Source organism: Rhizobacter sp. (assembly GCA_019635355.1).
Classification (GTDB): Bacteria; Pseudomonadota; Gammaproteobacteria; order Burkholderiales; family Burkholderiaceae_C; genus Rhizobacter.
In genome coordinates this window covers 859,476-883,176 of sequence record JAHBZQ010000001.1, presented here as the reverse complement: position 1 = coordinate 883,176, position 23,701 = coordinate 859,476, and the positions used below count along the sequence as shown (strand labels likewise).

At 69.4% G+C, this 23,701-nt stretch carries 29 protein-coding genes; 21 read left to right on the top strand and 8 right to left on the bottom strand.

Going from position 1 to position 23,701, the window contains the following annotated elements; genetic code table 11:
* Window positions 1-15 precede the first annotated feature (15 nt).
* Genes KF892_03945 through KF892_03930 form a run of 4 tightly spaced genes read right to left on the bottom strand, consistent with a single transcriptional unit; the run spans window position 16 to window position 3,836 of the window.
* Entirely contained in the window at window positions 16-771 is a 756-nt protein-coding gene (locus KF892_03945; GenBank protein ID MBX3624144.1) for an ABC transporter ATP-binding protein, read from the bottom strand.
* Window positions 768-1,724, bottom strand: coding sequence for a branched-chain amino acid ABC transporter permease (locus KF892_03940; GenBank protein MBX3624143.1), 957 nt, complete (start codon window positions 1,722-1,724; stop codon window positions 768-770). Before KF892_03940 ends, KF892_03945 begins: the two co-directional genes overlap by 4 nt.
* A gap of 1 nt (window position 1,725) precedes the next feature.
* The gene (locus KF892_03935; protein ID MBX3624142.1) at window positions 1,726-2,646 is read right to left on the bottom strand and encodes a branched-chain amino acid ABC transporter permease; all 921 of its coding nucleotides are present in this window, start codon (window positions 2,644-2,646) and stop codon (window positions 1,726-1,728) included.
* Window positions 2,643-3,836, bottom strand: coding sequence for an ABC transporter substrate-binding protein (locus tag KF892_03930; protein ID MBX3624141.1), 1,194 nt, complete (start codon window positions 3,834-3,836; stop codon window positions 2,643-2,645). The genes KF892_03935 and KF892_03930 overlap by 4 nt, the downstream gene beginning before the upstream one ends.
* Window positions 3,837-4,020: 184 nt before the next feature.
* Between KF892_03930 and KF892_03925 the strand changes: the two genes are divergently transcribed.
* Window positions 4,021-4,836, top strand: a complete 816-nt coding sequence (locus KF892_03925; protein MBX3624140.1) for a dienelactone hydrolase family protein — start codon at window positions 4,021-4,023, stop codon at window positions 4,834-4,836.
* 11 nt (window positions 4,837-4,847) lie between these two features.
* On the opposite strand, the gene KF892_03920 is transcribed toward KF892_03925, so the two are convergent.
* A complete protein-coding gene (locus KF892_03920) occupies window positions 4,848-5,321 on the bottom strand; it encodes a cupin domain-containing protein (GenBank protein MBX3624139.1) in 474 nt (157 codons plus the stop codon).
* A gap of 137 nt (window positions 5,322-5,458) precedes the next feature.
* Between KF892_03920 and KF892_03915 the strand changes: the two genes are divergently transcribed.
* Window positions 5,459-6,163 (top strand): substrate-binding domain-containing protein, encoded by a 705-nt coding sequence (locus tag KF892_03915; protein MBX3624138.1) that lies wholly within the window; start codon window positions 5,459-5,461, stop codon window positions 6,161-6,163.
* Between the two features lie 6 nt (window positions 6,164-6,169).
* On the opposite strand, the gene KF892_03910 is transcribed toward KF892_03915, so the two are convergent.
* Window positions 6,170-7,252, bottom strand: a complete 1,083-nt coding sequence (locus KF892_03910; protein ID MBX3624137.1) for a mechanosensitive ion channel family protein — start codon at window positions 7,250-7,252, stop codon at window positions 6,170-6,172.
* Between KF892_03910 and KF892_03905 the strand changes: the two genes are divergently transcribed.
* From KF892_03905 to KF892_03880, 6 genes are all read left to right on the top strand, one after another.
* Complete coding sequence (locus tag KF892_03905) at window positions 7,203-9,581, top strand: trehalose-6-phosphate synthase (protein MBX3624136.1); 2,379 nt, start codon at window positions 7,203-7,205, stop codon at window positions 9,579-9,581. The two genes, KF892_03910 and KF892_03905, sit on opposite strands and share 50 nt — an antisense overlap.
* Window positions 9,578-10,342, top strand: a complete 765-nt coding sequence (gene otsB / locus KF892_03900) for a trehalose-phosphatase (GenBank protein ID MBX3624135.1) — start codon at window positions 9,578-9,580, stop codon at window positions 10,340-10,342. The genes KF892_03905 and otsB overlap by 4 nt, the downstream gene beginning before the upstream one ends.
* Before the next feature lie 10 nt (window positions 10,343-10,352).
* Entirely contained in the window at window positions 10,353-10,739 is a 387-nt protein-coding gene (locus tag KF892_03895) for a hypothetical protein (GenBank protein ID MBX3624134.1), read from the top strand.
* On the top strand, window positions 10,739-10,999 hold the full coding sequence (locus tag KF892_03890; protein ID MBX3624133.1) for a hypothetical protein: 261 nt from the start codon (window positions 10,739-10,741) through the stop codon (window positions 10,997-10,999). Before KF892_03895 ends, KF892_03890 begins: the two co-directional genes overlap by 1 nt.
* 11 nt (window positions 11,000-11,010) lie before the next feature.
* Complete coding sequence (locus KF892_03885; protein MBX3624132.1) at window positions 11,011-11,262, top strand: hypothetical protein; 252 nt, start codon at window positions 11,011-11,013, stop codon at window positions 11,260-11,262.
* Between the two features lie 156 nt (window positions 11,263-11,418).
* Window positions 11,419-11,928 (top strand): OmpA family protein, encoded by a 510-nt coding sequence (locus KF892_03880; GenBank protein MBX3624131.1) that lies wholly within the window; start codon window positions 11,419-11,421, stop codon window positions 11,926-11,928.
* A 15-nt stretch (window positions 11,929-11,943) separates the two neighbouring features.
* On the opposite strand, the gene KF892_03875 is transcribed toward KF892_03880, so the two are convergent.
* Complete coding sequence (locus tag KF892_03875) at window positions 11,944-12,468, bottom strand: MarR family transcriptional regulator (protein ID MBX3624130.1); 525 nt, start codon at window positions 12,466-12,468, stop codon at window positions 11,944-11,946.
* 32 nt (window positions 12,469-12,500) lie between these two features.
* Here KF892_03875 and KF892_03870 point away from each other — a divergent pair, with 32 nt between their 5' ends.
* The 3 genes from KF892_03870 to KF892_03860 all read left to right on the top strand — a co-directional run bounded on the left by KF892_03870 (window position 12,501) and on the right by KF892_03860 (window position 15,616).
* On the top strand, window positions 12,501-13,859 hold the full coding sequence (locus KF892_03870; protein MBX3624129.1) for a chloride channel protein: 1,359 nt from the start codon (window positions 12,501-12,503) through the stop codon (window positions 13,857-13,859).
* A gap of 268 nt (window positions 13,860-14,127) precedes the next feature.
* Complete coding sequence (locus KF892_03865) at window positions 14,128-14,715, top strand: DNA-3-methyladenine glycosylase (GenBank protein MBX3624128.1); 588 nt, start codon at window positions 14,128-14,130, stop codon at window positions 14,713-14,715.
* A 7-nt stretch (window positions 14,716-14,722) separates the two neighbouring features.
* Window positions 14,723-15,616 (top strand): YihY/virulence factor BrkB family protein, encoded by an 894-nt coding sequence (locus tag KF892_03860; protein ID MBX3624127.1) that lies wholly within the window; start codon window positions 14,723-14,725, stop codon window positions 15,614-15,616.
* Between the two features lie 7 nt (window positions 15,617-15,623).
* Here the strand turns inward: KF892_03860 and KF892_03855 are convergent, their stop codons facing one another.
* Window positions 15,624-17,327, bottom strand: a complete 1,704-nt coding sequence (locus KF892_03855; protein MBX3624126.1) for a hypothetical protein — start codon at window positions 17,325-17,327, stop codon at window positions 15,624-15,626.
* A gap of 221 nt (window positions 17,328-17,548) precedes the next feature.
* Between KF892_03855 and KF892_03850 the strand changes: the two genes are divergently transcribed.
* The 10 genes from KF892_03850 to KF892_03805 all read left to right on the top strand — a co-directional run bounded on the left by KF892_03850 (window position 17,549) and on the right by KF892_03805 (window position 23,686).
* Window positions 17,549-17,914 (top strand): DUF3703 domain-containing protein, encoded by a 366-nt coding sequence (locus tag KF892_03850; GenBank protein ID MBX3624125.1) that lies wholly within the window; start codon window positions 17,549-17,551, stop codon window positions 17,912-17,914.
* Window positions 17,915-17,961: 47 nt separating this feature from the next.
* On the top strand, window positions 17,962-18,285 hold the full coding sequence (locus KF892_03845; protein MBX3624124.1) for a helix-turn-helix transcriptional regulator: 324 nt from the start codon (window positions 17,962-17,964) through the stop codon (window positions 18,283-18,285).
* A gap of 14 nt (window positions 18,286-18,299) precedes the next feature.
* Window positions 18,300-18,782 carry a glyoxalase/bleomycin resistance/dioxygenase family protein gene (locus KF892_03840; protein ID MBX3624123.1) on the top strand — a complete coding sequence of 161 codons (483 nt, stop codon included), beginning with the start codon at window positions 18,300-18,302 and terminating at the stop codon, window positions 18,780-18,782.
* Window positions 18,783-18,799: 17 nt separating this feature from the next.
* The gene (locus KF892_03835; protein MBX3624122.1) at window positions 18,800-19,306 is read left to right on the top strand and encodes an arsenate reductase ArsC; all 507 of its coding nucleotides are present in this window, start codon (window positions 18,800-18,802) and stop codon (window positions 19,304-19,306) included.
* Window positions 19,307-19,308: 2 nt separating this feature from the next.
* Complete coding sequence (locus KF892_03830; protein MBX3624121.1) at window positions 19,309-20,010, top strand: aquaporin family protein; 702 nt, start codon at window positions 19,309-19,311, stop codon at window positions 20,008-20,010.
* 71 nt (window positions 20,011-20,081) lie between these two features.
* A complete protein-coding gene (locus KF892_03825; protein MBX3624120.1) occupies window positions 20,082-21,248 on the top strand; it encodes an NAD(P)/FAD-dependent oxidoreductase in 1,167 nt (388 codons plus the stop codon).
* A 32-nt stretch (window positions 21,249-21,280) separates the two neighbouring features.
* Window positions 21,281-21,763 (top strand): MarR family transcriptional regulator, encoded by a 483-nt coding sequence (locus tag KF892_03820; protein MBX3624119.1) that lies wholly within the window; start codon window positions 21,281-21,283, stop codon window positions 21,761-21,763.
* A gap of 119 nt (window positions 21,764-21,882) precedes the next feature.
* Window positions 21,883-22,095 (top strand): hypothetical protein, encoded by a 213-nt coding sequence (locus KF892_03815; protein ID MBX3624118.1) that lies wholly within the window; start codon window positions 21,883-21,885, stop codon window positions 22,093-22,095.
* Window positions 22,096-22,134: 39 nt separating this feature from the next.
* A complete protein-coding gene (locus KF892_03810) occupies window positions 22,135-23,316 on the top strand; it encodes an MFS transporter (GenBank protein MBX3624117.1) in 1,182 nt (393 codons plus the stop codon).
* 112 nt (window positions 23,317-23,428) lie between these two features.
* Window positions 23,429-23,686, top strand: a complete 258-nt coding sequence (locus KF892_03805) for a hemerythrin domain-containing protein (GenBank protein ID MBX3624116.1) — start codon at window positions 23,429-23,431, stop codon at window positions 23,684-23,686.
* Window positions 23,687-23,701: the final 15 nt, after the last annotated feature.

Genomic DNA, 23,701 nt, shown 5'->3' with positions numbered 1-23,701 from the left:
CCAGCAAGGCGCCGCTCACAGCGTTTCCTCCGCGTCGTCCCCAAGGTAGGCGCGTTTCACTTCCGGGTGTTCGCGGATCTCGCTGGCGGTGCCGGTGGCGATGATGCGGCCCGACACCAGCGTGGAGACGCGGTCGGCCAGGCGGAAGACGGCGTCCATGTCGTGCTCGACCAGCAGCATGGTCACGTTCCCGCGCAGGCCCTGCAGCAAGGCGACCATGCGCTCCGACTCCTCGGGGCCCATGCCGGCCATCGGCTCGTCGAGCAGCAGCAGCTTGGGCTCGAGCGCCAGCGCGAGCCCGACTTCGAGCTGGCGCTGCTCGCCGTGCGACAAGGCACCAGCGGTGCGCTGCAGCTGCTCGCCCAGGCCCACCCGCTCGGCCACCGCAGCGGCGCTGTCGTAGCGCGCCCGCTCCGTGCGCGCCGGCTTCCAGAATCGCAGGCTGCTGCCGTCGCGCGACTGCACCGCGAGCGCCAGGTTGTCGAGCACCGAAAGCCGCTTGAACACGCTCGTGATCTGGTACGAGCGCACGAGGCCCTGGTGCACTCGCGCATGGATGGGCGTGGCGGTCACCTCGTGCCCGTCGAAGTGGACGTGGCCGGCGTCGGGCGCCAGCGCCCCCGAGAGCAGCTGGATGAGCGTGGTCTTGCCGGCGCCATTGGGGCCGATGAGGGCGTGCAGCTCGCCCGCTTCCACGCTCAGGCTGGCGTGGTCGGTGGCCACGAGCCCGCCGAAGCGTTTCACGAGTTGATCGGTCCGCAGAAGGCTCATACCGCCCCCCGGCGCCGCAGCAGGCTCAAGAGGCCATTGGGCGCCAGCAGCACCACCGCGAGCAGCACCGCACCGAGCCCGAACTGCCAGTGGATCGTGTAGCCCACCAGCACTTCTTCGAGCAGCAGGAACACCGCCGCGCCCACCAGGCCACCGTAGAGATACCCCACGCCGCCCAGGATCACCATCACCATCAACATGCCCGACTGGCTCCACTGCATGAGCGCCGGGCTCACGAAGTTGCCCTGGTTCGCCAGCAGCGCGCCCGCCAGGCCGGCGATGGCGCCGGCCAGCGTGAAGGCGATCAGCTTGTAGCGGAAGACGGCGAAGCCGAGCGCGGCCATGCGCGTCTCGTTTTCGCGAATGCCTTGCAGCACGTGGCCGAAACGCGCGTTGAGCAGGCGGGCGATGAAGAAGAAGACGAGCGAGCCCACCGCCAGCACCACGTAGAAGAACTGCGTGTCGCTGCCGAGGTCGAGGCCGAGCCCCACGCGCGAGCGCGAGGCGAGCGACAGCCCGTCGTCACCGCCCCAGGTCTTGAGCGAGGCCATCAGGTAGAAGAGCATCTGCGCGAAGGCGAGCGTGATCATGATGAAGTACACGCCCTGCGTGCGCAGGCTCACGAGGCCGATCACGAAAGCGAAGAGCCCACCCACCACGAAGGCCGCCGGCCACGCCACCCATGCCGACACCACCCCGCCTTGCATCAGGATGCCCACGGTGTAGGCGCCCATGCCGACGAAGGCCGCGTGGCCGAAGCTCACCATGCCGCCGAAGCCGAGGATGAGGTTCAAGCTCGTGGCGGCCAGCGCAAAGATGAGGATGCGGCTGGCCACGCCGATGTAGAAGCTCTCGCCGACCGCATCGAGGCCCAGCGGCAGCGCGGCCAGCAGCACGAGCAGCGGGATCGCGATGCGCGGGTCGAGCCGGTGGTCCAGCACAGAAGAAGACATGTCAGCCGTGAGAGGGGAACAGACCGCGTGGCTTCCAGAAGAGCACGGCGGCCATGAGCACGTAGATGAGGATCGAGGCCACGGCCGGGCCGGCAGTGGCAGCGGCTGCGGGCCCGAGCAGCTGGCCGAAGAGCAGCGGCACCAGCGTGCGCCCGGCGGTGTCGACCGCGCCCACCAGCAGCGCGCCCAGCAGCGCCCCGCGGATGGAGCCGATGCCGCCGATCACGATCACCACGAAGGCGAGGATGAGGATGCTCTCGCCCATGCCCACCTGCACCGCCAGCAGCGGGCCCAGCATGCCGCCGGCCACCGCGCACAGCGCCGCACCGATGGCGAAGAGCGCGGTGAAGAGCAGGCGCACGTTGGTGCCCATCGCCTGGGCCATCTCGCGGTTCGACGCACCGGCCCGCACCTGCATGCCCACGCGGGTGCGCGTGACGAGCAGGTACAGCAGCAGCGCAACGGCGAGCCCCACGCCGATGATGAAGAGCCGGTAAGCCGGGTAGCTGAAGCCGGGCAGCAGCTCCACCGGGCCGGAGAGCGCCGCCGGCATGGCCATCGGCACCGGCTGCGAGCCCCAGATCATGCGCACGCCCTCGTTGGCCATCAGCAGGATGGCGAAGGTGCCGAGCACCTGCGAGAGGTGGTCGCGCTCGTAGAGCCGGCGCAGCACGGTGAGCTCGAGCAGCACGCCGATCACCGCCGTGGCCGCCACGCCGCCCGCCAGCCCGAGCCAGAACGAGCCGGAAGCAGCGGCGATGGACGCGATGAGATACGCGCCCACCATGTACAGCGAACCGTGCGCCAGGTTGATCATGTCCATGATGCCGAACACGAGCGTGAGCCCGGCCGCCAGCAGGAACAGCATCAACCCGAACTGCAGTCCGTTGAGCAGCTGCTCAAGGACGAGGATCCCGGTCACGGGGTCTCGGCCGGCATCTTGCAGTCGCCGGCATACGCGTCGGCGTGGTTGTCGAACACCTTGCCCAGGGTCTTGTTGGTGATGCGGCCCTGGCCGTCTTTCACCACCTCGCGCAGGTAGTAATCCTGCACCGGGAAGTGGTTGGTGTTGAACTTGAACTCGCCGCGCACCGACTCGAACTTCGCGGCTTCGAGCGCCTTGCGCACCGCGGCCTTGTCTTCGATCTTGCCGCCCACCGTCTTCACCGCGCCGTCGATCAGGCGTGCCGCGTCATACCCCTGCGCCGCGTAGAGCGTGGGCAGGCGGCCGTATTCCTTCTGGAAGTCGGCCACGAAGCGCTTGTTGGCTGCGTTGTCCATGTCGTGCGCCCACTGCGAGCTGTTCAAGATACCGACCATCGGCTCGCCCACGGCGCGGATCACGTCTTCATCGGCCGAGAAGCCCGGCGCGAAAAGCTTCATCTCCTTGTTGAGGCCGGTGCTGGTGAACTGCTTGATGAAGTTGATGCCCAGGCCGCCCGGCAGGAACACATACACCGCATCGGCGCCCGAGGCGCGGATCTGCGACAGCTCGGCGCCGTAGTCGAGCTGGTTGAGCGGCGTGTAGGTCTCGAGCGCGATCTCACCTTTGTAGAAACGCTTGAAGCCGGCCAGCGCATCCTTGCCTGCCGGGTAGTTGGGCGCGAGCAGCGCCACCTTCTTCACGCCACGGGCCTGCACCGTCTTGCCCACGGCCTCGTGCATGTTGTCGTTCTGGTACGAAGCGCTGAAGAAATACGGGTTGCATTGCGCGCCGGCGAGCTGCGAGGGACCGGCGTTGGCGCTGATGTAGAAGGTGCGCGACTGGAACACCGGCGGCGCCACGGCCAGCATGATGTTCGAGAACACGATGCCGGTCATGAAGTCGACCTTGTCGCGCTTGAGCAGGCGGTCGGCCGTCTGCTTGGCGGCGTCGGGGCTCATCTGGTCGTCGGCCACGATCACCTCGGCGGCCAGGCCGCCGAGCTTGCCGCCGGCGTGCTTCACCGCGAGCTGGAAGCCGTCGCGGATGTCGATGCCCAGCCCCGAGCCCGCGCCCGACAGGGTGCTGAGGAGGCCGACCTTGACACGGTCGGCGGCTGCGGCGGGGAGCGCCATCAGGGTGGCGGCGGCCAGGGCGGCCAGACGGAAGGCCGGGGAATGCGTGCTCATGGGTGCTTTCATGGAAGGTGCGTGAGGAAGGGTGCAGCGGGCAAGTTTGTATCCGTGCGCGGCGGGCGTGTCATCGGTAGGAGCCCCGGGGGTGTCCGTTTCGGCCTTGAACTTGTCGCGGCCGACAGTGGCCTTCCCGAGGGCTGAGAGGTCGAATCGTCTCATCTCCAGAAGGACGCACGACATGCCCCGACCTCTCGACCAGGACGACCCGCTCGACGACTTCGAGCGCCGAGACATCACCCTCGACCACATCACCAAGCGCGTCTACACCGCCGGCCGCGGCCCGGGCGTGATCGTGATGACCGAGATGCCCGGCATCAGCCCGCACGTGGCGCGCTTTGCGCGCTGGGTGCGCGACGCCGGCTTCACCGTCTACATGCCCTCGCTCTTCGGGCGCGACGGCGCGGTGCCACAGGCCGCCGAAGGCATCGAGATCTTCAAGCGTGCCTGCGTGAGCGCCGAGTTCCGCGCGCTCGCCGCCAACGAGACGAGCCCGGTCACGCAGTGGCTGCGCGCGCTGGCGAAGCTTGCGCACTCGGAGTGCGGCGGCCCCGGCGTGGGCGCCATCGGCATGTGCTTCACCGGCAACTTCGCGCTCACGATGATGCTGGAGGAATCGGTGCTGGCGCCGGTGCTCTCGCAGCCCACGCTGCCGCTGAAAGACCCGGCCGGGCTGGAGATCTCGCCCGCCGATCTCAAGGCCGTGCGCGAGCGCCTCGACCGCGACGACCTCAAGGTGCTCGCCTACCGTTTCGAGGGCGACCCGTACTGCCGCGCCGAGCGTTTCGCGGCCTACCAGGCCGCGCTCGGTCAGCGTTTCGTGGCCCGCGTGCTGCCCGACAGCGCCGCCAACCCCGACACCCCGCCCTTCTTCCGCCAGGCCGTGCCGCAGCCGCACAGCGTGGTCACCGCGCACCTGATCGACGAGGCCGGCCAGCCCACGATCCAGGCGCGCGACGAGATCCTCGCGTTCTTCCGCGACCGGCTCGCGCGTTGAACCGTTGAACGTCAACCCGGGTGCGTGGGGTCGATCCACCGCACCTCTTCGGGCGGCTCGGCCGGCGCGATGTCGAGGTTGATGGCCACCGCCTCGCCATCGCTTCGCACCAGCACGCATTCGAGCGTCTCGGTGCGGCTGGCGTTGATCTCCTGGTGGGGCACGAAGGGCGGCACGTAGATGAAGTCGCCCGGCCCGGCCTCGGCGGTGAACTCGAGCCGCTCGCCCCAGCGCATGCGGGCGCGGCCCTTCACCACGTAGATCACGCTCTCCAGCGGGCCATGGTGATGCGCACCCGTCTTGGCGTTGGCGTGGATGTGCACCGTGCCGGCCCACAGCTTCTGCGCGCCGACGCGGGCGAAGTTGATCGCGGCCTTGCGGTCCATGCCGGGGGTCTGGGCGGTGTTCGCATCGAGCGAACCGGCGGGCACGACGCGCACGCCGTCGTGCTTCCAGCGGGGGTCTTGGGACGGGGCGTTGCTCATGATGGGCTCCTGTCGAGTGCCGGTGCATTCTGGCGCGGCCATGCCATTCGCGCATAGCAGCTAGGACGAGTCCCCGCTAGGCGAGGCCGCGGCACTCGCCCAGAATCGTCGCTCCTTCGCCCCCGTTTCGCATCCGCATGAGCACCCTCCCCCTGCGCGCAATCTCGTCGATGGCCACCCGCCAGGTGCTGGCCCAGCTGGCCGAGCGTTACCGCCAGGCCACCGGCACTGAGATGCAGATCGAATCGGTGGGCGGCGTCGACGCGGCCCGGCGCGTTGAGGCCGGCGAGGCCTTCGATCTCGTCTTCCTCGCAAGCGACGCTCTCGACAAGCTCGCCGCAGGCGGCCGCGTGCAGCCCTCGAGCCGGCGCGCCCTCGTCGACTCGTCGGTGGCGATCGCGGTGAAGGCCGGTGCGCCGCAGCCTGACGTGGGCTCCGAAGAAGCGCTGCGCCGCGCGGTGCTCGCGGCCCGCAGCATCGGCTACTCCACCGGGCCGAGCGGCACCGCCTTGCTGAAGCTCTTCGAACGGTGGGGCATCGCCGAGACGCTGAAGCCGCGCCTCGTGCAGGCACGCGCCGGCGTGCCGGTGGGTTCGCTCGTGGCGAGCGGCGAGGCCGAGCTCGGCTTCCAGCAGCTGAGCGAGCTGATGAACCTCGACGGCATCACCCTGCTCGGCGGCATGCCGCCCGGCCTCGAAATCACCACCACCTTCACCGGCGCGGTGGCGGCCCAGGCGCAGCACCCTCAAGCCCAGGCGGTGCTCGATTTCATGGCCTCGCCCGACACCGCCGAGCTGAAGCGCCGCCACGGCATGGACGTGCCGAAGGCCTCACGCGCCTGACACGAGTCACGCCGCGGCCGGCTCGGCCGCCGGGTGCGACAGCAGCACCGTGCGCGTGGGGTAGGCGAACTCCACGCCCATCGCGGCCAGTTCTTCGGCGAGCCGGAGGTTGATGCGCTGCTGCTCGTCCATGTACTGGTTGTAGTCGGGCCCCAGCACGATGTAGACCACCTCGAACTCGAGCGAGCTTTCGCCGAAGCCCTTGAAGTGGGCGCGGTCGAAGCGCAGCGACTGGCTCTCTTCCACGATGGCCTTCACCGTCTCGGGCACGCGGCGCAGCATCTCGGGCGGTGTGCGGTAGTTGAGCCGGAAGCCGAACACGATGCGCCGCTCCTGCAGTCGCTTGTAGTTGCTCACGGTCTGCTTCAGCAACTCGGTGTTCGACATCACGATCTGCTCGCCGCCGAGGCTGCGGATGCGCGTGGTCTTCACACCCACCACCTCCACCGTGCCGGCGATGCTGCCGAGCACGATGAAGTCACCCACCTCGAAGGGCTTGTCGACCGCGATCGCCACCGAAGCGAAGAGATCGCCGAGGATGTTCTGCGCGGCCAGCGCCACCGCGATGCCGCCGACGCCCAGGCTCGCGACGAAGGCGGTCACGTTGACGCCGAGGTTTGACAGCATCGCCAGCAGCACGATGGCCCACAGCACCGAGCGCAGGCCCCACGAGATGAGCGTGGCCGCGGCACTCGCCGACGCGGCCCCGGCGCGCTGGATATGACGGCGCAGCCCGAGCGTCACGGCGGTGTTGGCCCAAAGCGCGATCTGAAGCGCCAGCGCCACGAACCACAGCTGCGAGACTCGCCCGGCCCAGCGGTCGGGCAGGTCGAGCACGCTCAGGCCGATCAGCAGCGACACGACCAGCATCAAGGCGCGATTGGTGCTGCCCAGCGTTTCCACCAGCATGTCGTCGGCGCGCGTCGAGGTGTGGCCGGCCAAGCTCTTCAGCCGCTTGAGCGCCAGTCGCACCGCCTGCGTGATGAGCAGGTAAGCCACCAGCGCCACCAGCGCTGCCCACAGAAGGTTGGCCACCGAAATGCCGAACACGGTCGTGTCTCTGAACCAATCCATCCAAATCTCCGTCATACCCATCTCCGCTGCTCTACGACACCGGGCTCGGGGTCATATTTGCACAAATATAGAATCCTCCCCCCGCGTCTCTGGAAATCATGTGAACTCGCTGAGGCTTCAGCTCCGCTTTCTCGTGCCGCTGCTGGCAACCCTGGGCCTCGCCGCTTCTCTCGCGCTGCCGTTGATGGACCAGCTGACGCTGCGTTGGTTCTCACGCGACCTCAACCTGCGCGGTGAACTCGTGACCAACGCGCTGGCCGAGGCCATCGCCGATGCGATGGTCGAGGCCAACACCGCGCGGCTGCAGCCGATGATCGACCGCGCGGCGAAAGACGAGCGTGTCATGGGCATTGGCCTGTGCACCCGCGAAGGCACGCTCGACCGGCGCACCGAGGGCTACCCCGCCGCCCTGTCGTGCGACCAGGCGCGTGCGGCAGCCGACTCGGCACCCCCCGTGCTCGCCATCGAAGGCGGCACCGTGCACGTGGGCGTGCACCCGGTGCAGACGAGCGCTGGTGTCGCGGCCAACCTCGTCCTCCTGCACGACCTGAGCTTCATCGAGCGGCGCAGCCAGGACACCCGCAAGTACCTGATCGCGTTCATCGCCGTGCTGGGCGCCGCCATGGCCTTCATCACCGTCGTGGTGGCGCAGCTGAGCTGGCGCGGCTGGGTGGCCGGCATCCGCGGCCTGCTGCGCGGCGAAGGCCTGCTCAGACCGCTCGCACCCGGGCACCACCTCGCGCCGCTCGCGGCCGACATCCGCCTGCGCCTCAGAGACCTCGAAGACGAATACCGGCGCGCCCTCGGCCCCGAAACCGAATGGGACGCCGACCGCCTGCGCGGGCTGCTGCGCACCAAGCTGCGCGGCGACGAGGTCATCGTGGTCTCGAACCGCGAGCCCTACATCCACGAGCTCGACGACAAGGGCGAACTCTTCGTGCGCCGGCCGGCGAGCGGCCTCGTCACCGCCATCGAGCCCGTGATGCGCGCCTGCTCGGGCACCTGGGTCGCGCATGGCGGCGGAAGCGGCGACACGAAGACGGTCGACGCACACGACCGCATCAAGGTGCCGCCGGGCCGCGACGAGTATTCGCTGCGCCGCATCTGGCTCACGCCGGAAGAGGAACAGGGCTACTACTACGGCTTCGCCAACGAAGGCCTCTGGCCGCTGTGCCACGTGGCGCACGTGCGCCCGGTCTTCCGCGAGAGCGACTGGCAGGCCTACCAGCAGGTGAACCGGCGCTTCGCCGACGCGGTGATCGCCGAAGCGCGCAGCGAAGACCCGATCGTGCTGGTGCAGGACTACCACTTCGCCCTGGTGCCCGCGATGATCCGCGAGAAGCTGCCCGGGGCCACCATCCTCACCTTCTGGCACATCCCCTGGCCCAACCCCGAATCGTTCGGCATCTGCCCGTGGCGCCGCGAGCTGCTTCAGGGCCTGCTGGGCAGCACGATCCTCGGCTTCCACACGCGTTTCCATTGCAAGAACTTCATGGAGACGGTCGACCGCTACCTTGAAGCCCGCATCGAGCAGGAGCACTCCATCGTCTCGGTGCAGAACACCGAGACCTACGTCGAGAGCTACCCGATCTCGATCGAATGGCCCGCGAAGGATCTCGCCGCCCGCTGGCGCCCCGCCGAGGACTGCCGCGCCGCGGTGATCCAGCGGCTCAAGCTCACGCCCGGGCACCGCATCGCGGTGGGTGTCGACCGCTTCGACTACACCAAGGGCATCCTCGAGCGGCTGCACGCGGTGGAGCGCCTGCTGGAAAAGCACCCCGAGTGGGTGGGCCACTTCACGCTCGTGCAGGTGGCCGCGCCCACGCGAAGCTCGCTGGAGGAATACCGCTCCTTCCAGGACCGCATCGAGCGCGTGTGCCGGCGCATCGCGGCCCGCTTCGGCTCGCCGGACTACGAGCCGGTGATCCTGCTGGTCGAGCACCATGAACATGAGCAGCTCAACGAGCTGTACCGCGCGGCCGATGTGTGCCTGGTGACGAGCCTGCACGACGGCATGAACCTCGTCTGCAAGGAATTCGTCGCCGCGCGCAGCGACGAGCAAGGCGTGCTCGTGCTCAGCCGCTTCGCCGGCGCCGCGCGCGAAATGCACGAGGCGCTGGTGGTGAACCCCTACCACGTGGAAGAGTGCGCCGACGCGATCCACCAGGCGCTCGTGATGCCCGCCGCCGAGCAGCACGAGCGCATGGCCAGCCTGCGCATGACGGTGCGCGAGTTCAACGTCTACCGCTGGGCCGGGCGCATGCTGTCCGACGCCGCCCGCATGCGGCTGCGCCAGCGCATCGAAGCGCGCGTGCAGCGCCACGGCACCTCGGAGGCCGCGTGAGGTCCATCTTCAGCCCCGAGGGCGCCGTGGCCCTGCGCCGAGCGGTCGAGACGCAGGCGCTGCTGGTGTTCGACTTCGACGGCACGCTCGCCCCCATCGTCGACGACCCGGGCGATGCCTTCACGCCCGCCGCGACCGCCGGTCTGCTGCTGCACCTGCTCGGCCATTTCAAGATCGCGGTGGTCTCGGGCCGATCGACGCAGGACCTCGCGCCGCGCCTCGGCTTCTCGCCCACCTTCGTGGTGGGCAACCACGGCGCCGAAGGCCTGGGCGATGCGCCCTCGCCCGAGCATCTCGGCGCTGCCGCCTGGCTCAAGGCCCGACTCGCGGCGCACCAGCCCGAGCTCGACGCCGCGGGCGTGACGCTCGAAGACAAGCAGCTCTCATGGACGCTGCACTACCGCCAGGCCCCCGACCACGCGCGGGCGCGGCAGGCGATCCAGCGCACCATCGAGCCGCTCGACGAGCGCCTGCACGTCTTCGGCGGCAAGTGCTGCGTCAACCTCGTGCTGGCCGGTGCGTCGACCAAGGGCCACGCGGTGGAAGCGCTGGTGGCCGAAGCCGGCGCCACCGGCGTTCTCTTCATGGGCGACGACGTGACCGACGAGTCGGTGTACCGCATGTCGCGCCCCAGTTGGCTCACCATCCACGTCGGCCGCACCGAGCACGTGACGGGGGCGAGCTTCTACGTCGATACTCAGCGCGATGTGGCCGGCGTGTTGCGCCGCCTCGTCGACCTCACGCACACCCTCGGCCGCTGAACCCACCCCCATGTCGAGACGCGACCCCACGATCCCCGATGCGGTGCGGCGCTTCGTGCTGACGAGCGTGCCGTCGGTACCGTTCCTCGAGGCGGCGCGCCTCTTCCATCTCGCGCCCGATGAGTCGCAGACGCCGGAAAAGATGGCCTCGGCGCTCTACGTGGCCGTGCCGGTCGCCGAGAAACTGCTCTCGCAGCTGGCCGCGGCCGGCATCGTGGCCGCGGTCGACGGCACCTACCGCTACGCACCGCGCGACGCCGACCTGGCCCACGCCCTCACCGAACTCTTCGCCTGCTACCAGGCCAACCTCGTCGGGATCACCAACCTCGTCCACGACGCGACACAGCGCAGCGCCGAGCGCTTCGCCAACGCCTTCAAGCTGAGAAAGGACACGTGATGGCGGAGATTGCCTATGCCGCTTGCGCGATCACGGCCGGCCTGTGCGCCTGGCTGCTGCTGCGTGCCTTCATGCGAAGCCGCTTCCGCCTGCTCCTGTGGGGCGGGCTGTGCTTCGTCGGCCTGACGCTCAACAGCGTGCTGCTCATCTTCGACAAGATGGTCTTCCCGACCACCGACCTGTCGGTCTTCCGGCTGTCGATGGCGCTCGTGGCGCTGCTGGTGCTGCTGGCGGGCCTCATCCTGGATGGTGACGCATGAACAGCGCCGCCGTGTCAAACGTCCTCATCGGCGCCATCGCCGCCAGCTCATTCGCCATCGGGCTCTTCTTCCTGCGCTACTGGCGCAGCAGCCGCGACCGCTTCTACCTGCTCTTCGCGGCCTCCTTCCTCATCGAAGCCGTCAACCGCGCGGCCATGGGCGTGATCGGCGTGAGCGAGCTGGAGCCGCTGCACTACTGCATCCGCTTCATTGCCTACGCCGTGATCGTGCTCGCCATCTGGGACAAGAACCGGCGCCGTTGAACGGCCGGCGGCGTGAAGCATTTGTCCGAATGCATGATGTATTTGGACAAATCTGCGCGTAACATCCCGGCGCGACCGGGGCCCAGAGGGGGCTCCGACAACCCCAGGAGACACGTCGTGACCAAACTCGTTTCAGTGGCAACCGCCGGGCTCGTGATGCTGCTGGCGGCATGCTCCAGCACACCCACCGACAAGGCCTCGACCTCCGCCACGGCAGCGCCGGGCGCCGCCGCTGCCGGCAAGTCGGGCTCCACCAATGGCATGGGCCAGGCCGCGTCGACGGTGCGTTCCACCACCCTGCCGGCCCACCTCGACGCCAACAGCGCGCTGAGCAAGGAGCACAGCGTGTTCTTCGCCTTCGACGACGCCACGATCGGCCCCGAAGACGCCCGCGTGATCGAGCAGCACGGCAAGTACCTCGCCGCCATGCCCACCCTCAAGGTCAAGATCGAAGGCAACGCCGACGAACGCGGCAGCGCCGAGTACAACCTCGCCCTCGGCCAGAAGCGCGCCGAAGCCACGCTCAAGGCCCTCAAGATCTGGGGCGTGCGCGACTCGCAGATGGAGCCCATCAGCTGGGGCGAAGAGCACCCGCAGGACAAGGGCCACGACGAGTCGGCCTACAACCACAACCGCCGCGCCGACATCGTCTACGCGAAGCCCTGAGCCGGGCCGGCCGTGTCAGAGCACCTGGCCGAGCGGGATGTTGGCGGCGTTTTCATCCGGGTTCAGGCGCGCCAGCAGTTCGGCCAGGTCGAGCTCCAGCCGCACCAGCGTTTCCGGTTGAAGCTGGGCCAGCGCGTCGGGCAACACCCCGGTGAACGGGCCCGGCGCCTTGTTGAGGAGGCGCGTGCCGGCCGGCAGCACCTTGAGCTGCACGCTGCGCCGGTCGACCGGGCCTTTCGTCACCGCCACGTACTCGCGCTCGGCCAGCGTCTTCACGAGGTTGCTGGCGGTCGACTGGTGCACGTCCATCGCCTCGGCCAGCGCGTTCACGCCGATGCCGGGGTTGGAGCGGATGATGCTCAGCGCCCACAGCTGCGCACCGCCCACGCCGGTCTTCTTCTCGACCTGCTGGAAATGCGTCTTCACGGCGTTGAACACCTGGCGGAATTGCCGCAACACCCGCGCGGCGGAGGCGTGGTCGCCGATCGCACCGGAGGTGTCGGGTGTGGGGGAGCGGGATGCGCGCTTGCGGGTGGCCATGCGGCCATCATAGGACCGCCGCGCCCCGCAGCATGAGCACCGAGCCGCGCTTCCTGCACAACGTGCGCCGCGAGTTCGCCGACTGGCGGCTCTGGGTCGCCCGCGCCGTGGTCATCGCGATGGCGGCCTGCGCCGGGCTCACGATCGTCGGCTTCACCTGGCTCACCGAGAAATTGCTCGGCACCTTCCACGCCCTCGCGGCCATCGCCTGGTGGCTGCCGCTGGTGTGGACGCCGCTGTGCGCCGCGACCGTGGTGTGGCTGATCCGGCGCAGCTTCGCGGGCGCGGCCGGCTCGGGCATCCCGAGCGTGATCGCGGCGCTCGACTCGTCGGTCGACGCCGGCAACCGCGGCCTTTTCGTCTCGGTGAAGCTCGCGGTGGCCAAGATGCTGCTCACGGCGGCCGGCCTGCTGGGCGGTTTGTCGATCGGGCGCGAAGGTCCGTCGGTGCAGATCGCCGCCGGCATCATGCTCGGCGCCAAACGCTGGCTGCCCGCGCGCTCGGCCGTCACCGAGCACGGGCTGCTCGTGGCCGGTGGCGCAGCCGGCGTGGCGGCCACCTTCAACACGCCGCTGGCCGGCGTGATGTTCGCCATCGAAGGCCTGTCGCGTGCGCCCGAGCACCGCAACAGCGGCCTCATCATCGCGGGCATCGTGCTGGCCGGTCTGGTGGCGGTGTCCATCCTCGGGCCGGGCAACTATTTCGGTGCCATCGTCGTGCCGCACATCGGGCTCGACGCCGTGCTGCCCGGTCTCATGATCGCGCTGTGCTGCGGCGCGGCGGGTGGGCTGCTGTCGCGCCTGCTCATCCAGTCGCTCTCGGGCCGGCCGGCGGGGCGGATCACGGCCTTTCGCCAGCAGCGCCCGGTGGCGTTTGCCGCGGCCTGCGGCCTGGTGGTGGCACTCATCGGCGTTGCCACGCACGGCGCCACCTTCGGCAGCGGCTACACCCACACGCGCGGGCTGCTCGACGGGGCCGGTTCCACCGATTCCACCCCCGGCATCTTCGTGCTCTTCAAGCTGCTGGCCACCTGGGTGTCGGCCTGGTCGGGCGTGTCGGGCGGCGTGTTTGCCCCGGCACTCGCCATCGGCGCCTCGCTCGGCCACGACATCGGCGTGCTCATGAGCTACCCGCACGCGCCCGCGATGATCGCGCTCGGCATGGCCGGCTTCCTGGCCGCCACCACGCAGACGCCGCTCACCTCGTTCATCATCGTGATGGAGATGGTCGACGGCCATGCGATGGTGCTGAGCCTCATGGCCTGCTCGCTCGTGGCGAGCGCCGTCTCGAAGACGCTCAGCCGCCCGCTTTACACGAGCCTGGCCGACGTGCAGCTCACCCGCCTGCCGCCTGCGGCGCCTGCAAACCCGCCTGAGAAGTCGCCCGCATGACGTCGACTTTTCACGCTTGTGGCGAATCCTTCGCCAACCCCCGGGAAATGCCCGGTTCAGAAATCAATTTGAACAAATACACTTTGCTCGTCCGTGACTACTCGAGCGGTGGCGGACGTTGACAGAAGCGCTTGTTCTTGGAGCCCCGCCTGGGGCTCCTTTTCTTTTCGGCACGCTTCTTTTCAAGCCTCCAGGCCGAGGGTCATTGCGCATCTGGCAGATTCCGGCGTATGCCAACCCAGAACCTGCGCCACCCGGAGCCACACCCATGACCGCGAGCGCCACCGCGCGGCAGCGCCCCGGCGCCATCGACTTCGCCGCGCCGTCGGCGGACGTGGCCCAAGCGCTCATCGGCGCCGTGCTGCTGGTCGACGGCATCGGTGGCCGCATCGTCGAAACCGAAGCCTATGACGCCGACGACCCGGCTTCGCACAGCTTCAGCGGCCCCACGGCACGCAACGCCACGATGTTCGGCCCGCCCGGCCATGCCTACGTGTACCGCTCCTACGGCCTCCACTGGTGCCTCAATTTCGTGTGCCGCGAGGCCGGGCACGGCGCGGGGGTGTTGATCCGCGCCCTCGAGCCCACGCACGGCCTGGCCACGATGCGACAGCGCCGCGGCGTGCTCGACGACCGGCTGCTGTGCGCGGGGCCGGGGCGCGTGGGCGAGGCGTTGGCCATCACCCGTGAAGCGCACGACGGCCTGCCGCTCGACCGCCCGCCCTTCGAGCTGCAGCCGTCATCGGCGCCGGCCGAGGTGGTGGTCGGCGTGCGCATCGGCATCTCGAAGGCGAAAGACGCGCCCTGGCGCTTCGGCCTGCGCGGCTCGCGCTTCGTGAGCCGGCGTTTCTTGTGAACCGAACATGACCCGACTGCACAGACTCTGGCACCGCACCCGCCACGCCGCCGTGGCCGCACCGGGCCTCGGCGTGATCCTGCTGGCCATCCGCAACTACGTGCTGCACCAGAGCGCCAACCAGGCCGGCAGCATGGCGTTCTCGTCGGTGCTGGCGATGTTCCCGCTGCTCCTGCTGATCTCGGCGGGCGCGGCCTACGTCGGCCAGCCGGGTGACGCCGCGGCGCTGGCCTTGCGCGTGATGGGCTACACGCCACCCATCGTGCGCGAGGCGCTGCAGCCGGTCATCGACCAGGTGCTCGCGCATCGCAACCAGGCCCTGCTCACCATCGGCCTCGTGGTCACGCTGTGGACGGCCTCCTCGGGCATGCAGGCGGTGCGCACCGCGCTCAACCGCGCCTACGGCATCGAGCGCGGCCTTCCCTTCTGGAAGGCGCGCATCAAGGTCACGCTCTTCACGGTGGTGGTCGGCGGCGGGGTGCTGCTCACCTTCAGCTCGGTGATCGTCATGCCCTACGTGTGGCAGGCGATCGAAGCCAACGTAGGCCCGGGGCGCGAGAGCCTCTGGCTCCAGCACGGCGTGCGCTATGGCGCCGCCTTCGGCGCACTGACCGTGCTCTACGCGCTGATGTACGGCTGGCTGCCCGACATCCCGCAGCGCCTGCGCACCGTCATCCCCGGGGCCATCGTCGGCGCGGCGCTGTGGGTGGGCGCGGCGGCCACGCTGTCGTACACGCTGCGCACGGCCGGCAAGCTGGCGCTGGTGTACGGCAGTTTTGCCGGGGTGGTCGCCACGCTTGTCTTCCTCTATGTGGGCGCGACGACGCTCATCTTCGGCGCCGAGGTCAACGCCGTGCTGCGCGAGAAGCTGCTCGCCCCGCGAACGCCGCCCGACGCCTGACCCTCCCTCAGGGCAAGGCCGCGAGCACGGCGTTGGCGCCGTTCACCAGCTCGTTGGCCGAGACCTGCGACAGCCGGCCTTTCGCCTTCAGGCGCTGCACGTCGTCGACGTAGTCCTTGAGCGTGTTGCGCACCACCTTGTGGGCGAAGGCCTGTGCCTGGCCACCGGCCGCTTCACCGCGGGCAAGCGCCTTGATGGCGAGGATCACCTTGTGGGTGAGCTCGTCGTCGGCGCCACTCGTGTAGAGGTAGAAGTAGCTCGCCTCCAGCAGGTCTTGCGCGGCGCGGCAGGTGGCACTGCAGGGCGCGCCCGAGCCCACGATGCTGTGCGCCGCCAGGTGCTTGGTGCGCAGCGCGTCTTGCCACAACACGTAGCCCTCGCGCACCGTGTCGTGCGCCTGGTTGAACACCGGCACCACGTAGCTGCCGTGCGTGGGGTACAGCTGGTCGAGCACGCTCTGCTCGAAGGGGATGTAGCTGCCATACAGGATGCAGAACGCCGCGCCGGTGTTGGCGCCGCTGTTGAGCGCGGTGGGCACCGCGAACTCGGCGAGGCGGATGCCGCCGAGCGCATTGCCATATGCGTCGCGCTGGATCGCCGTGCCCACGGTCGTGACCGGCGGCGCGCTCGGCGGCTGCACGCCCTCGCGCACCCAGCGCACCATGTGGTCGAAGACGGCGTTCGTCACGTACTGGATGGGCACGCGCGGGTACGGCGGGCGGGCGCAGTCGCCGAGCGTGGGCGCCACGCCGTCGCGCGCCAGCAGCGGGCGCGAGTTGAGCACCGTGCGACGGCCCGAGTGGCTGGCACCGGCCACTTCCCAGAAGCGAAAGAGCGGCGTGTCGGGCTGGCGCGCGGCCACCTGCACCGGCACGTCGGTCTCGGAGATGAGCTTGAAGATGGGCACCGTGAGGTCGCTGCGCACCAGCCCGCCGCCGATGTAGAGCAGGTAGGCGTCGACCGGGTCGCCGATCAGCGGGTGCAGTGCGTTGATGAACACCTGCAGCCGGCCCGCCGACTGCGAGGCGCCGATCGCGAACACGCGCTTGGCGTCGAGCTTGCCGAGCGGGCGCACGCCGGTGGGCTGGCGCAGCGCCTGCAGGGCCTGGGCGTAGATGTCATACGAGAGCGAATCGTCGACCACGGTGCCGCCGGCCGTCACGTCGAGCGAGCCGTAGCGGGTGGCGCTCCAGTTCTTCAGTCCATTGGGCGTGCCCTGCACGCCCACGCGCTGCGCCGAGATGCCGACCCACGCATAGCCCGAGCGCACGATGTGCTCGAACGAGGCGCCCCACATCGCATCGAGGTCGTAGCCGGCCGTCACGTTCTGCCATTCGGCGAGCACGGTGCCGTTGAACTTCCACGGGCTGATGGGCCGGCGCACGATGATGCGTGTGCGGTACGGGTGGCCGCTGCTCACCACCGAGCCGTTGGTGCCCAGCGGCACGGCGGTGTTGTAGCGGTTGGCCGTGCCGTCGAGGAAGAACTCTTCTTCCACGTAGCCCACGGCGGCCAGGTTGTGCATCGTCGCCATCCACGGGTAGTCGCGCGAGGCGCTGCCCGGGGCTTGCGACGGCACGGGCCCGGTCACCGTGGGGCTGGGCACCGCCGCTTCGGCGGGCGGGTGGAGAAGCAGGCCTGCGGCCAACAAGGTGGCGGCGCAGGCCCCTCGGATAACGGCACATGAGCGCGCCATGAAGTGCTGAGTCACGGTTGTCTCCCTGGGTGGGTGGATGAAGCCTCGACGGTGTTGAACCGTTTCAAAGGCGCGCGAATCTAGTGCGGCATGGGCGGCTTTGGCTTGAGTACACCGCTTGGTGTACCGGGGTATTGGGTATTGGCCTGCCGCGGCCGTGGGGCGCCGGTCGCGCTTGACCTTGCAGCGGCTACAGGGTTTTCAATGCAGGCACTTCACCCTCGCAGGAGACCCCGATGAGCTTCACCCAACGCATCCGCCCGCACGTGCGCCACGAGCTGCAGGCCGCCACCGCCGCCGAGCAGGCGGGCCGCCCGCGCGACGCCTTCCACCACCTCGAGCGCGCCCACGTGCTCGGCCAGGCCTCGACGGTGGAGCACGTGCGCGCGCATGTGCACATGCTGCTGTGGGCGTTGCGCCAACGCCGCGCCCGCGAGACCTGGGGCCAGCTGATGCGGATCGTCGGCGCGGCCACCAAGACCGTCTTCTGGATTCCGGTGGGCAACACCGGAGGCGCCGACATCAACCCCTTCCAGCGCCTGCCCATCGCGCCCGACCTGGCGCGGGTCATCCGCAGGGCCCGCAGAGGCACAACGCGATAGACAAACTTTCCGCCTGCACGATTCGATTATTCGAATATGATGGAATCATGGAAGAACACGATGTCATCCGTTCCCTCGCCGCCCTCGCCCACGACCTGCGCCTGAAGGTGTTCCGTGCGCTGGTCGTCGTCGGCCCTGCCGGCCTGACCCCCGGCACCATGGTCGACAACCTGGGCGTGCCGGCCGCCACGCTGTCGTTCCACCTCAAGGAGCTGGTCAACGCCGGCCTCGTGAGCCAGGAGCGGCAGGGCCGCAACCTCATCTACCGCGCATCGTTCGGCCACATGAACGACGTGCTGGCCTACCTCACCGCCAACTGCTGCCAGGGCGAAGCCTGCCTGCCCGAGGCCAGCACCTCTTGCAATTGCTGAACCAGGAGATTCCCATGAAGCGATTCCACGTCCACGTGCATGTCGACGACCTCGCCAAGAGCGTCGCGTTCTACTCGAAGCTCTTCGCCGCGCAGCCGACGCGCACCGAAAGCGACTACGCCAAGTGGATGCTCGACGACCCGCGCATCAACTTCGCCATCTCCACCCGCGGCGGTGCACCCGGCGTCGACCACCTCGGCTTTCAGACCGACAGCGTGGAGGAACTCGCGGAGCTGAAGGCACGCGCCGATGCCGCCGACATGCTCGTCGCCGACAGCGGCGAAACCACATGCTGCTACGCCCGCAGCGAGAAGCACTGGGTCACCGACCCGCAAGGCGTGGCCTGGGAGCACTTCCACACGCTCGCCGACATTCCGGTGTTCAGCGAGAAGACTGCCACGTCGTCCTCCGCCGAGCCCAACGCCTGCTGCACCCCCACCACGCGCGGCAAGCCTGTCGGCATTCCCGTCGCGGCGGCGTCGTCTTCCTGCTGCTGAGCACCGGCTGACACCCAATGACCACCCACGTCCTCATCCTGTGCACCCACAACTCGGCGCGCAGCGTCTTGGCTGAAGGCATGCTCAACCATTGGGCGAAGAAGCTCGGCCAGGACGTGCAGGCGCACAGCGCCGGCAGCGCCCCGAGCGGCCGCATCAACCCCTTCGCCATCGAGGCGCTGCAGGCGGCCGGCGTCGACACCCAGGGCTACCGCAGCAAGAGCTGGGACGAATTCAGCCGCGACGGCGCACCGCCCCTGTCCATCGTGATCACCGTGTGCGACAGCGCCGCGGCAGAGCAATGCCCGGTGTTCTTCGGTGGCACCGGCGGCCAGCCGGTGAAGGTGCATTGGGGCTACCCCGACCCGTCGAACGCCGAGGGCGGCGATGAAGGCAAGCGCCGCGCCTTCGACCTCACGCGCCAGGCGATCGGCTACCGCATGCTCCAGTTGCTGCAGCTGCCGCTGGGCACGCTCAGCAAGCCCGAGCTGCAGCGCGCACTGGCCGGCATCTCGGGCAGCTGACGATGAGCCTCCCCCGCAAACTCGCCGCCGAGGCGCTGGGCACGGCGCTGCTGCTGGCCATCGTCATCGGCTCCGGGATCATGGCCGAGCGCCTGGCCGGTGGAAACGTCGCCCTCGCACTGCTGGCCAACACGCTGGCCACGGTGGGCGGCCTCTACGTGCTCATCGAGGTCTTCGGGCCCGTCAGCGGCGCGCACTTCAACCCGGCCGTGAGCGCCGTGATGGCGTGGCGCGGGGAGCTGCCAGCCCACGCGCTGGCGCCCTACATCGCCGCGCAGCTGATGGGTGCCGCGCTGGGGGCTTGGCTGGCCCATGCGATGTTCGACATGGCGTTGGTGCAGGTCTCAACCAAGCTGCGCACCGGCACCGGCCAATGGATCGCCGAGGCGGTGGCCACCGCGGGGCTCGTGCTCGTGATCCTGCGCGCACCGGCCGGCCGCGTCGCGGCGATGGTGGCGAGCTACATCGGCGCGGCCTACTGGTTCACCGCTTCCACCTCGTTCGCCAACCCGGCCGCCGTGGTCGGCCGCATGCTGAGCGACAGCTTCGCCGGGATCGCGCCTGCCAGCGCGCCAGGGTTCGTGATCGCCGAGTGCGTCGGGGCGGCCATTGCGCTGATGATCCACCGGCTGCTGAGCGACGAGCCTCGGCCAAACCGGCAACCGGCAACCGAGGAACCCACTCGCACGGTCGAGATGCAGTAGGAGTGCTGCGCCCGCCCGGGCGCATTGTTCAACCCATTTAGTTGCTATTCACAACCATGAAAGGGAGTGTCATGTCAGAACAAGAAGCGTATGACGCCATCGTGATCGGCGGCGGCCAGGCCGGCCTCGCCACAGGCTTTCACCTCCAGCGCGCGGGCCTGCGCTTCACCATCCTCGAAGCGGGCGATTCGGCCGGTGGATCGTGGAAGCACTACTACCGGAGCCTGCGCCTGTTTTCACCGGCCCGCTATTCGGCCTTGCCGGGCCTGCCCTTCCCCGGCGACCCCGGCCACTACCCGAGCCGCGACGCCACGATCGACTACCTCGAGCGCTACGCCGCGGAACACCAGCTTCCGGTGACCACCGATTGCCGTGTCAACGAGGTCCGGCGCCGCCCCGATGGCCTCTTCGAGGTGCAGACAACGCGTGGCGCCTTCCTCGCACGCGCCCTCATCGCGGCGTCGGGCTCGTTCCAGCGGCCGCGCCTCCCGTCCTTGCCGGGGCAAAACGAGTTCCGAGGCCGGCTGCTGCATTCGCTGGCCTATGAGTCGCCCGAAGCCTTCGCAGGCCAGCGGGTGGTCGTCGTGGGCGCGGCCAACTCGGGGGTGCAGATCGCCACCGAGCTGGCGCAGGTCGCCAAGGTGTCGATCGCCGCACGACGGCCGCCGAGCTTCATCCGCCAGCGCCTCCTCGGGGCCGACGTGCACGCCTGGTGGTCGGCTTTCGGCCTCGACTCGGCCGAGATCGGCACCTGGCGCGCCGGCCTCTTCAAGCGCCTGCATTCGGCGACAGGGCCCTCGGTGCTCGACGCGGGCGTGTACCAGGCCGCGGTGGCCGCCGGTCGGCCCGACGTGCGCCCCATGTTCCACACCTTCAGCCCCGACGGCGTGGTGTGGCAGGACGGCCAGGCGGAGCCCGTCGACACGGTGATCTTCGCCACAGGCTTCCTGCCGAGCCTGGAGTACCTCCGCGCCTTGGGTGCGCTCGACCCGAGCGGCATGCCGCTGCAGCGCGGGGGCATCAGCCGCACGGTTCCAGGCCTCTACCACGTGGGGCTGTCCTACCAGCGGACCTACGCCTCGGCCACGCTGCGCGGCGTAGGCCCCGATGCCGAGATCGTGGTGAAGCACCTGCAGCACCACCTGGCCCAGCCTCGGGCGCACCCGCACGCCAAGCCGACCAGCCCGGCCACGCTCGCCCGCACCGGCGCCATTGACGGCAAGACGAAGGAGGCCTAACGTGCGCGCATTTAGTTGCTAGCCACAACCTCATGGCCGTCACCAAAACCGACTACTCCGGCGAGCTTCTGCGTGAAGTGGCCCGCCTCTACACCCGGGCCCAGCGCGTGGTGGCCGATTGCTGCCGCACCACGCACACCCAGTGCCTCCTGCTCACCGAGCTCGGGCGCGGCGGGCCGTTGCCGCTGTCGGAGCTGGGCACGCGGGTCATGCTCGAAAAGAGCTGGGTGTCGCGCGCCGTCGATGCGATGGTGGAGCGTGGCCTGGTCACCAAGGAGCCCAACCCGCTCGACGCCAGAAGCTGGCTCGTCACGCTCACCGCCGCCGGTGAACGCACCGTCGAGGAGCTGCACACCACTCTCGACCAGCACACCACACAGCTTCTCGGTGCCCTGGGCGCCCGGGAGCGTGCTGCGGTCCACGACGCGCTGCTCATCCTGATGAAGGCGCTGAGGGAAGACACCGCCGCCAACTGCTGCATCGCGCCGGCCGGCCGGAAGGCAACTGCCGCATAGCGCGCTGCAAGAGTTTCCGACGCCGAAGCGGCGCCGTCCTACTTCGAGGCTTCCGGCGCGCCGACAGCCTCATCGCCAGCCGCTCTCTATCGTGTGCCCGTCATCCCGAAGAGGCCGGCATGCACCCCGAACCCGCCAGCACCAAGACATCGAACGCGCTGCAGCCCTGCACTGAGTGCGGGCACCGCTACCTGCCGATGTCGAACCGCGCCATCGGCGTGTGTGACCGATGCCTCGCGCGTGAATTCGAAGCGGAGCTGGCACTCGAGATCCGGCGCGCCACCGCGCAGATGCCACCTCGGCGGCCGATGGCGCACGGGCCGCGCGTCTGAGCCACCAAAACCCGGCCGCCCGTGCGGCACACTGGCCTGATGTCCACCGCCAGCGTTCGCACCATCCTCCCCCTTGCCGTCATCACCTGCACCAGCATGCTGGCGATGGATCTCTATCTGCCGGCCGTGCCGACCATGCAACGCGGCCTCGGGCTCAGCGTGGCGCAGGGCCAGGCGACCGTCGCCGTCTTCCTCGCCGGGCTGGCCGCCTCGCAGCTGGTGTGGGGCGAGGCGCTGCACCGCTTCGGCCCTCGCGCCTGCGTCAAGGCCGGCCTGTGGGTGTTGATCGCCGCCAGCTTCGGCTGTGCGCTCGCGCCCGGGCTGTGGTCGCTGCTCGCGATGCGGCTGCTGCAAGGCATCGCGGCGGGGGCGTCGACCGTGGTGTCGCCGACCGTCATCCGCGCCACGCTGCCCGACCGCGACGGTGTGCGCGGCATGGCGGCGATCTCGATGATCGAGGCCATCATCCCCGCCGCCGGCCCGGTGCTCGGCACGGCCCTGCTGCTGGTGGCCGACTGGCGGGTGACCTTCGCCATCATCGGCGCGGTGGCGCTCTTGTCGATGCCGTTTGCGCTCGCCGCCACGCCGCGGCAGCTGCCCCACCACGACGACAGCGCGCCCAGCGGCTACCTGGCCCTGCTGCGCAACACGCGCTACCTGCGCCTGGCCTTCTCGCACTCGCTGTGTTTCGCGGCGCTGCTGTGCTTCGTGGGCAGCGGGCCGCAGGTGCTGCAGGCAGTGATGGGATGGGGCGACGGTGCGTTTGCCACCGCGCAGGTGTGCGGCGTGGCGGCCTTCATCGCGGTGGCCAGCCAGTCGGGCCGCATCAGTGCGTGGCTTGGGCCTGTGCGGGCGGTGCGGGTGGGTGCCGTCGTGCACCTGCTGTTGTGCGCCGGTTTCTGGTGGGCCTGGCAAGGCGGCGCGCTCGCCTTCGGCTGGGTGCTGGCCTTCTGGGTGGTCTTCTGCGGCACCCTGGGCGTGCGCGGGCCGGCGGCGTTCAGCGAAGCGCTGCGTGTGCCGATGGCGCAGATGGGGCGTGCGTCGGCGCTGATGGTGCTGATGCTGCTCGTGTGCAGTGCCGTGGCCACGCAGGGTGTGGCGCCCTTCCTCCAGCAGGCGGGGCTCGAAGCGGTGCTGGTCACGATGCTGGCGCTCTCGGCGGCGAGCCTGCTGTTGATCCTGAAGCTGCCGGCCGCCGCACCGGCCGTGGCTGGCGCATGACGCCGGGCTTGCGCCCTCGACCGCCCTTTTCGGCCGATTCCTTGTCAGGGATCAAGGGCTGCCGGGGCGGCCTCCAGATACTGGCTGCATCGAGTTGCCAAGCGAGGCCGCCATGCACGCCACTCTCCAGATCATCCGCAGCGAACACCAGGCCCTGACGGCCATGCTGCGCACCATCCGGCTGCTGCTCTCCGAGCACCGCCGCCGCAACACGCTGCCCGACTTCTCGGTGCTGCGCGCGATGCTGTTCTACGTCGACGAGTTTCCCGAGAAGCTGCACCACACCAAGGAAAGCACCCTGCTCTTCCCCAAGCTGCGCGGCCAGGGAAGCGAAGCCGAAGCGGTGCTCGACAAGCTCGACGAGGGGTGATCTGATTTCCCCTGC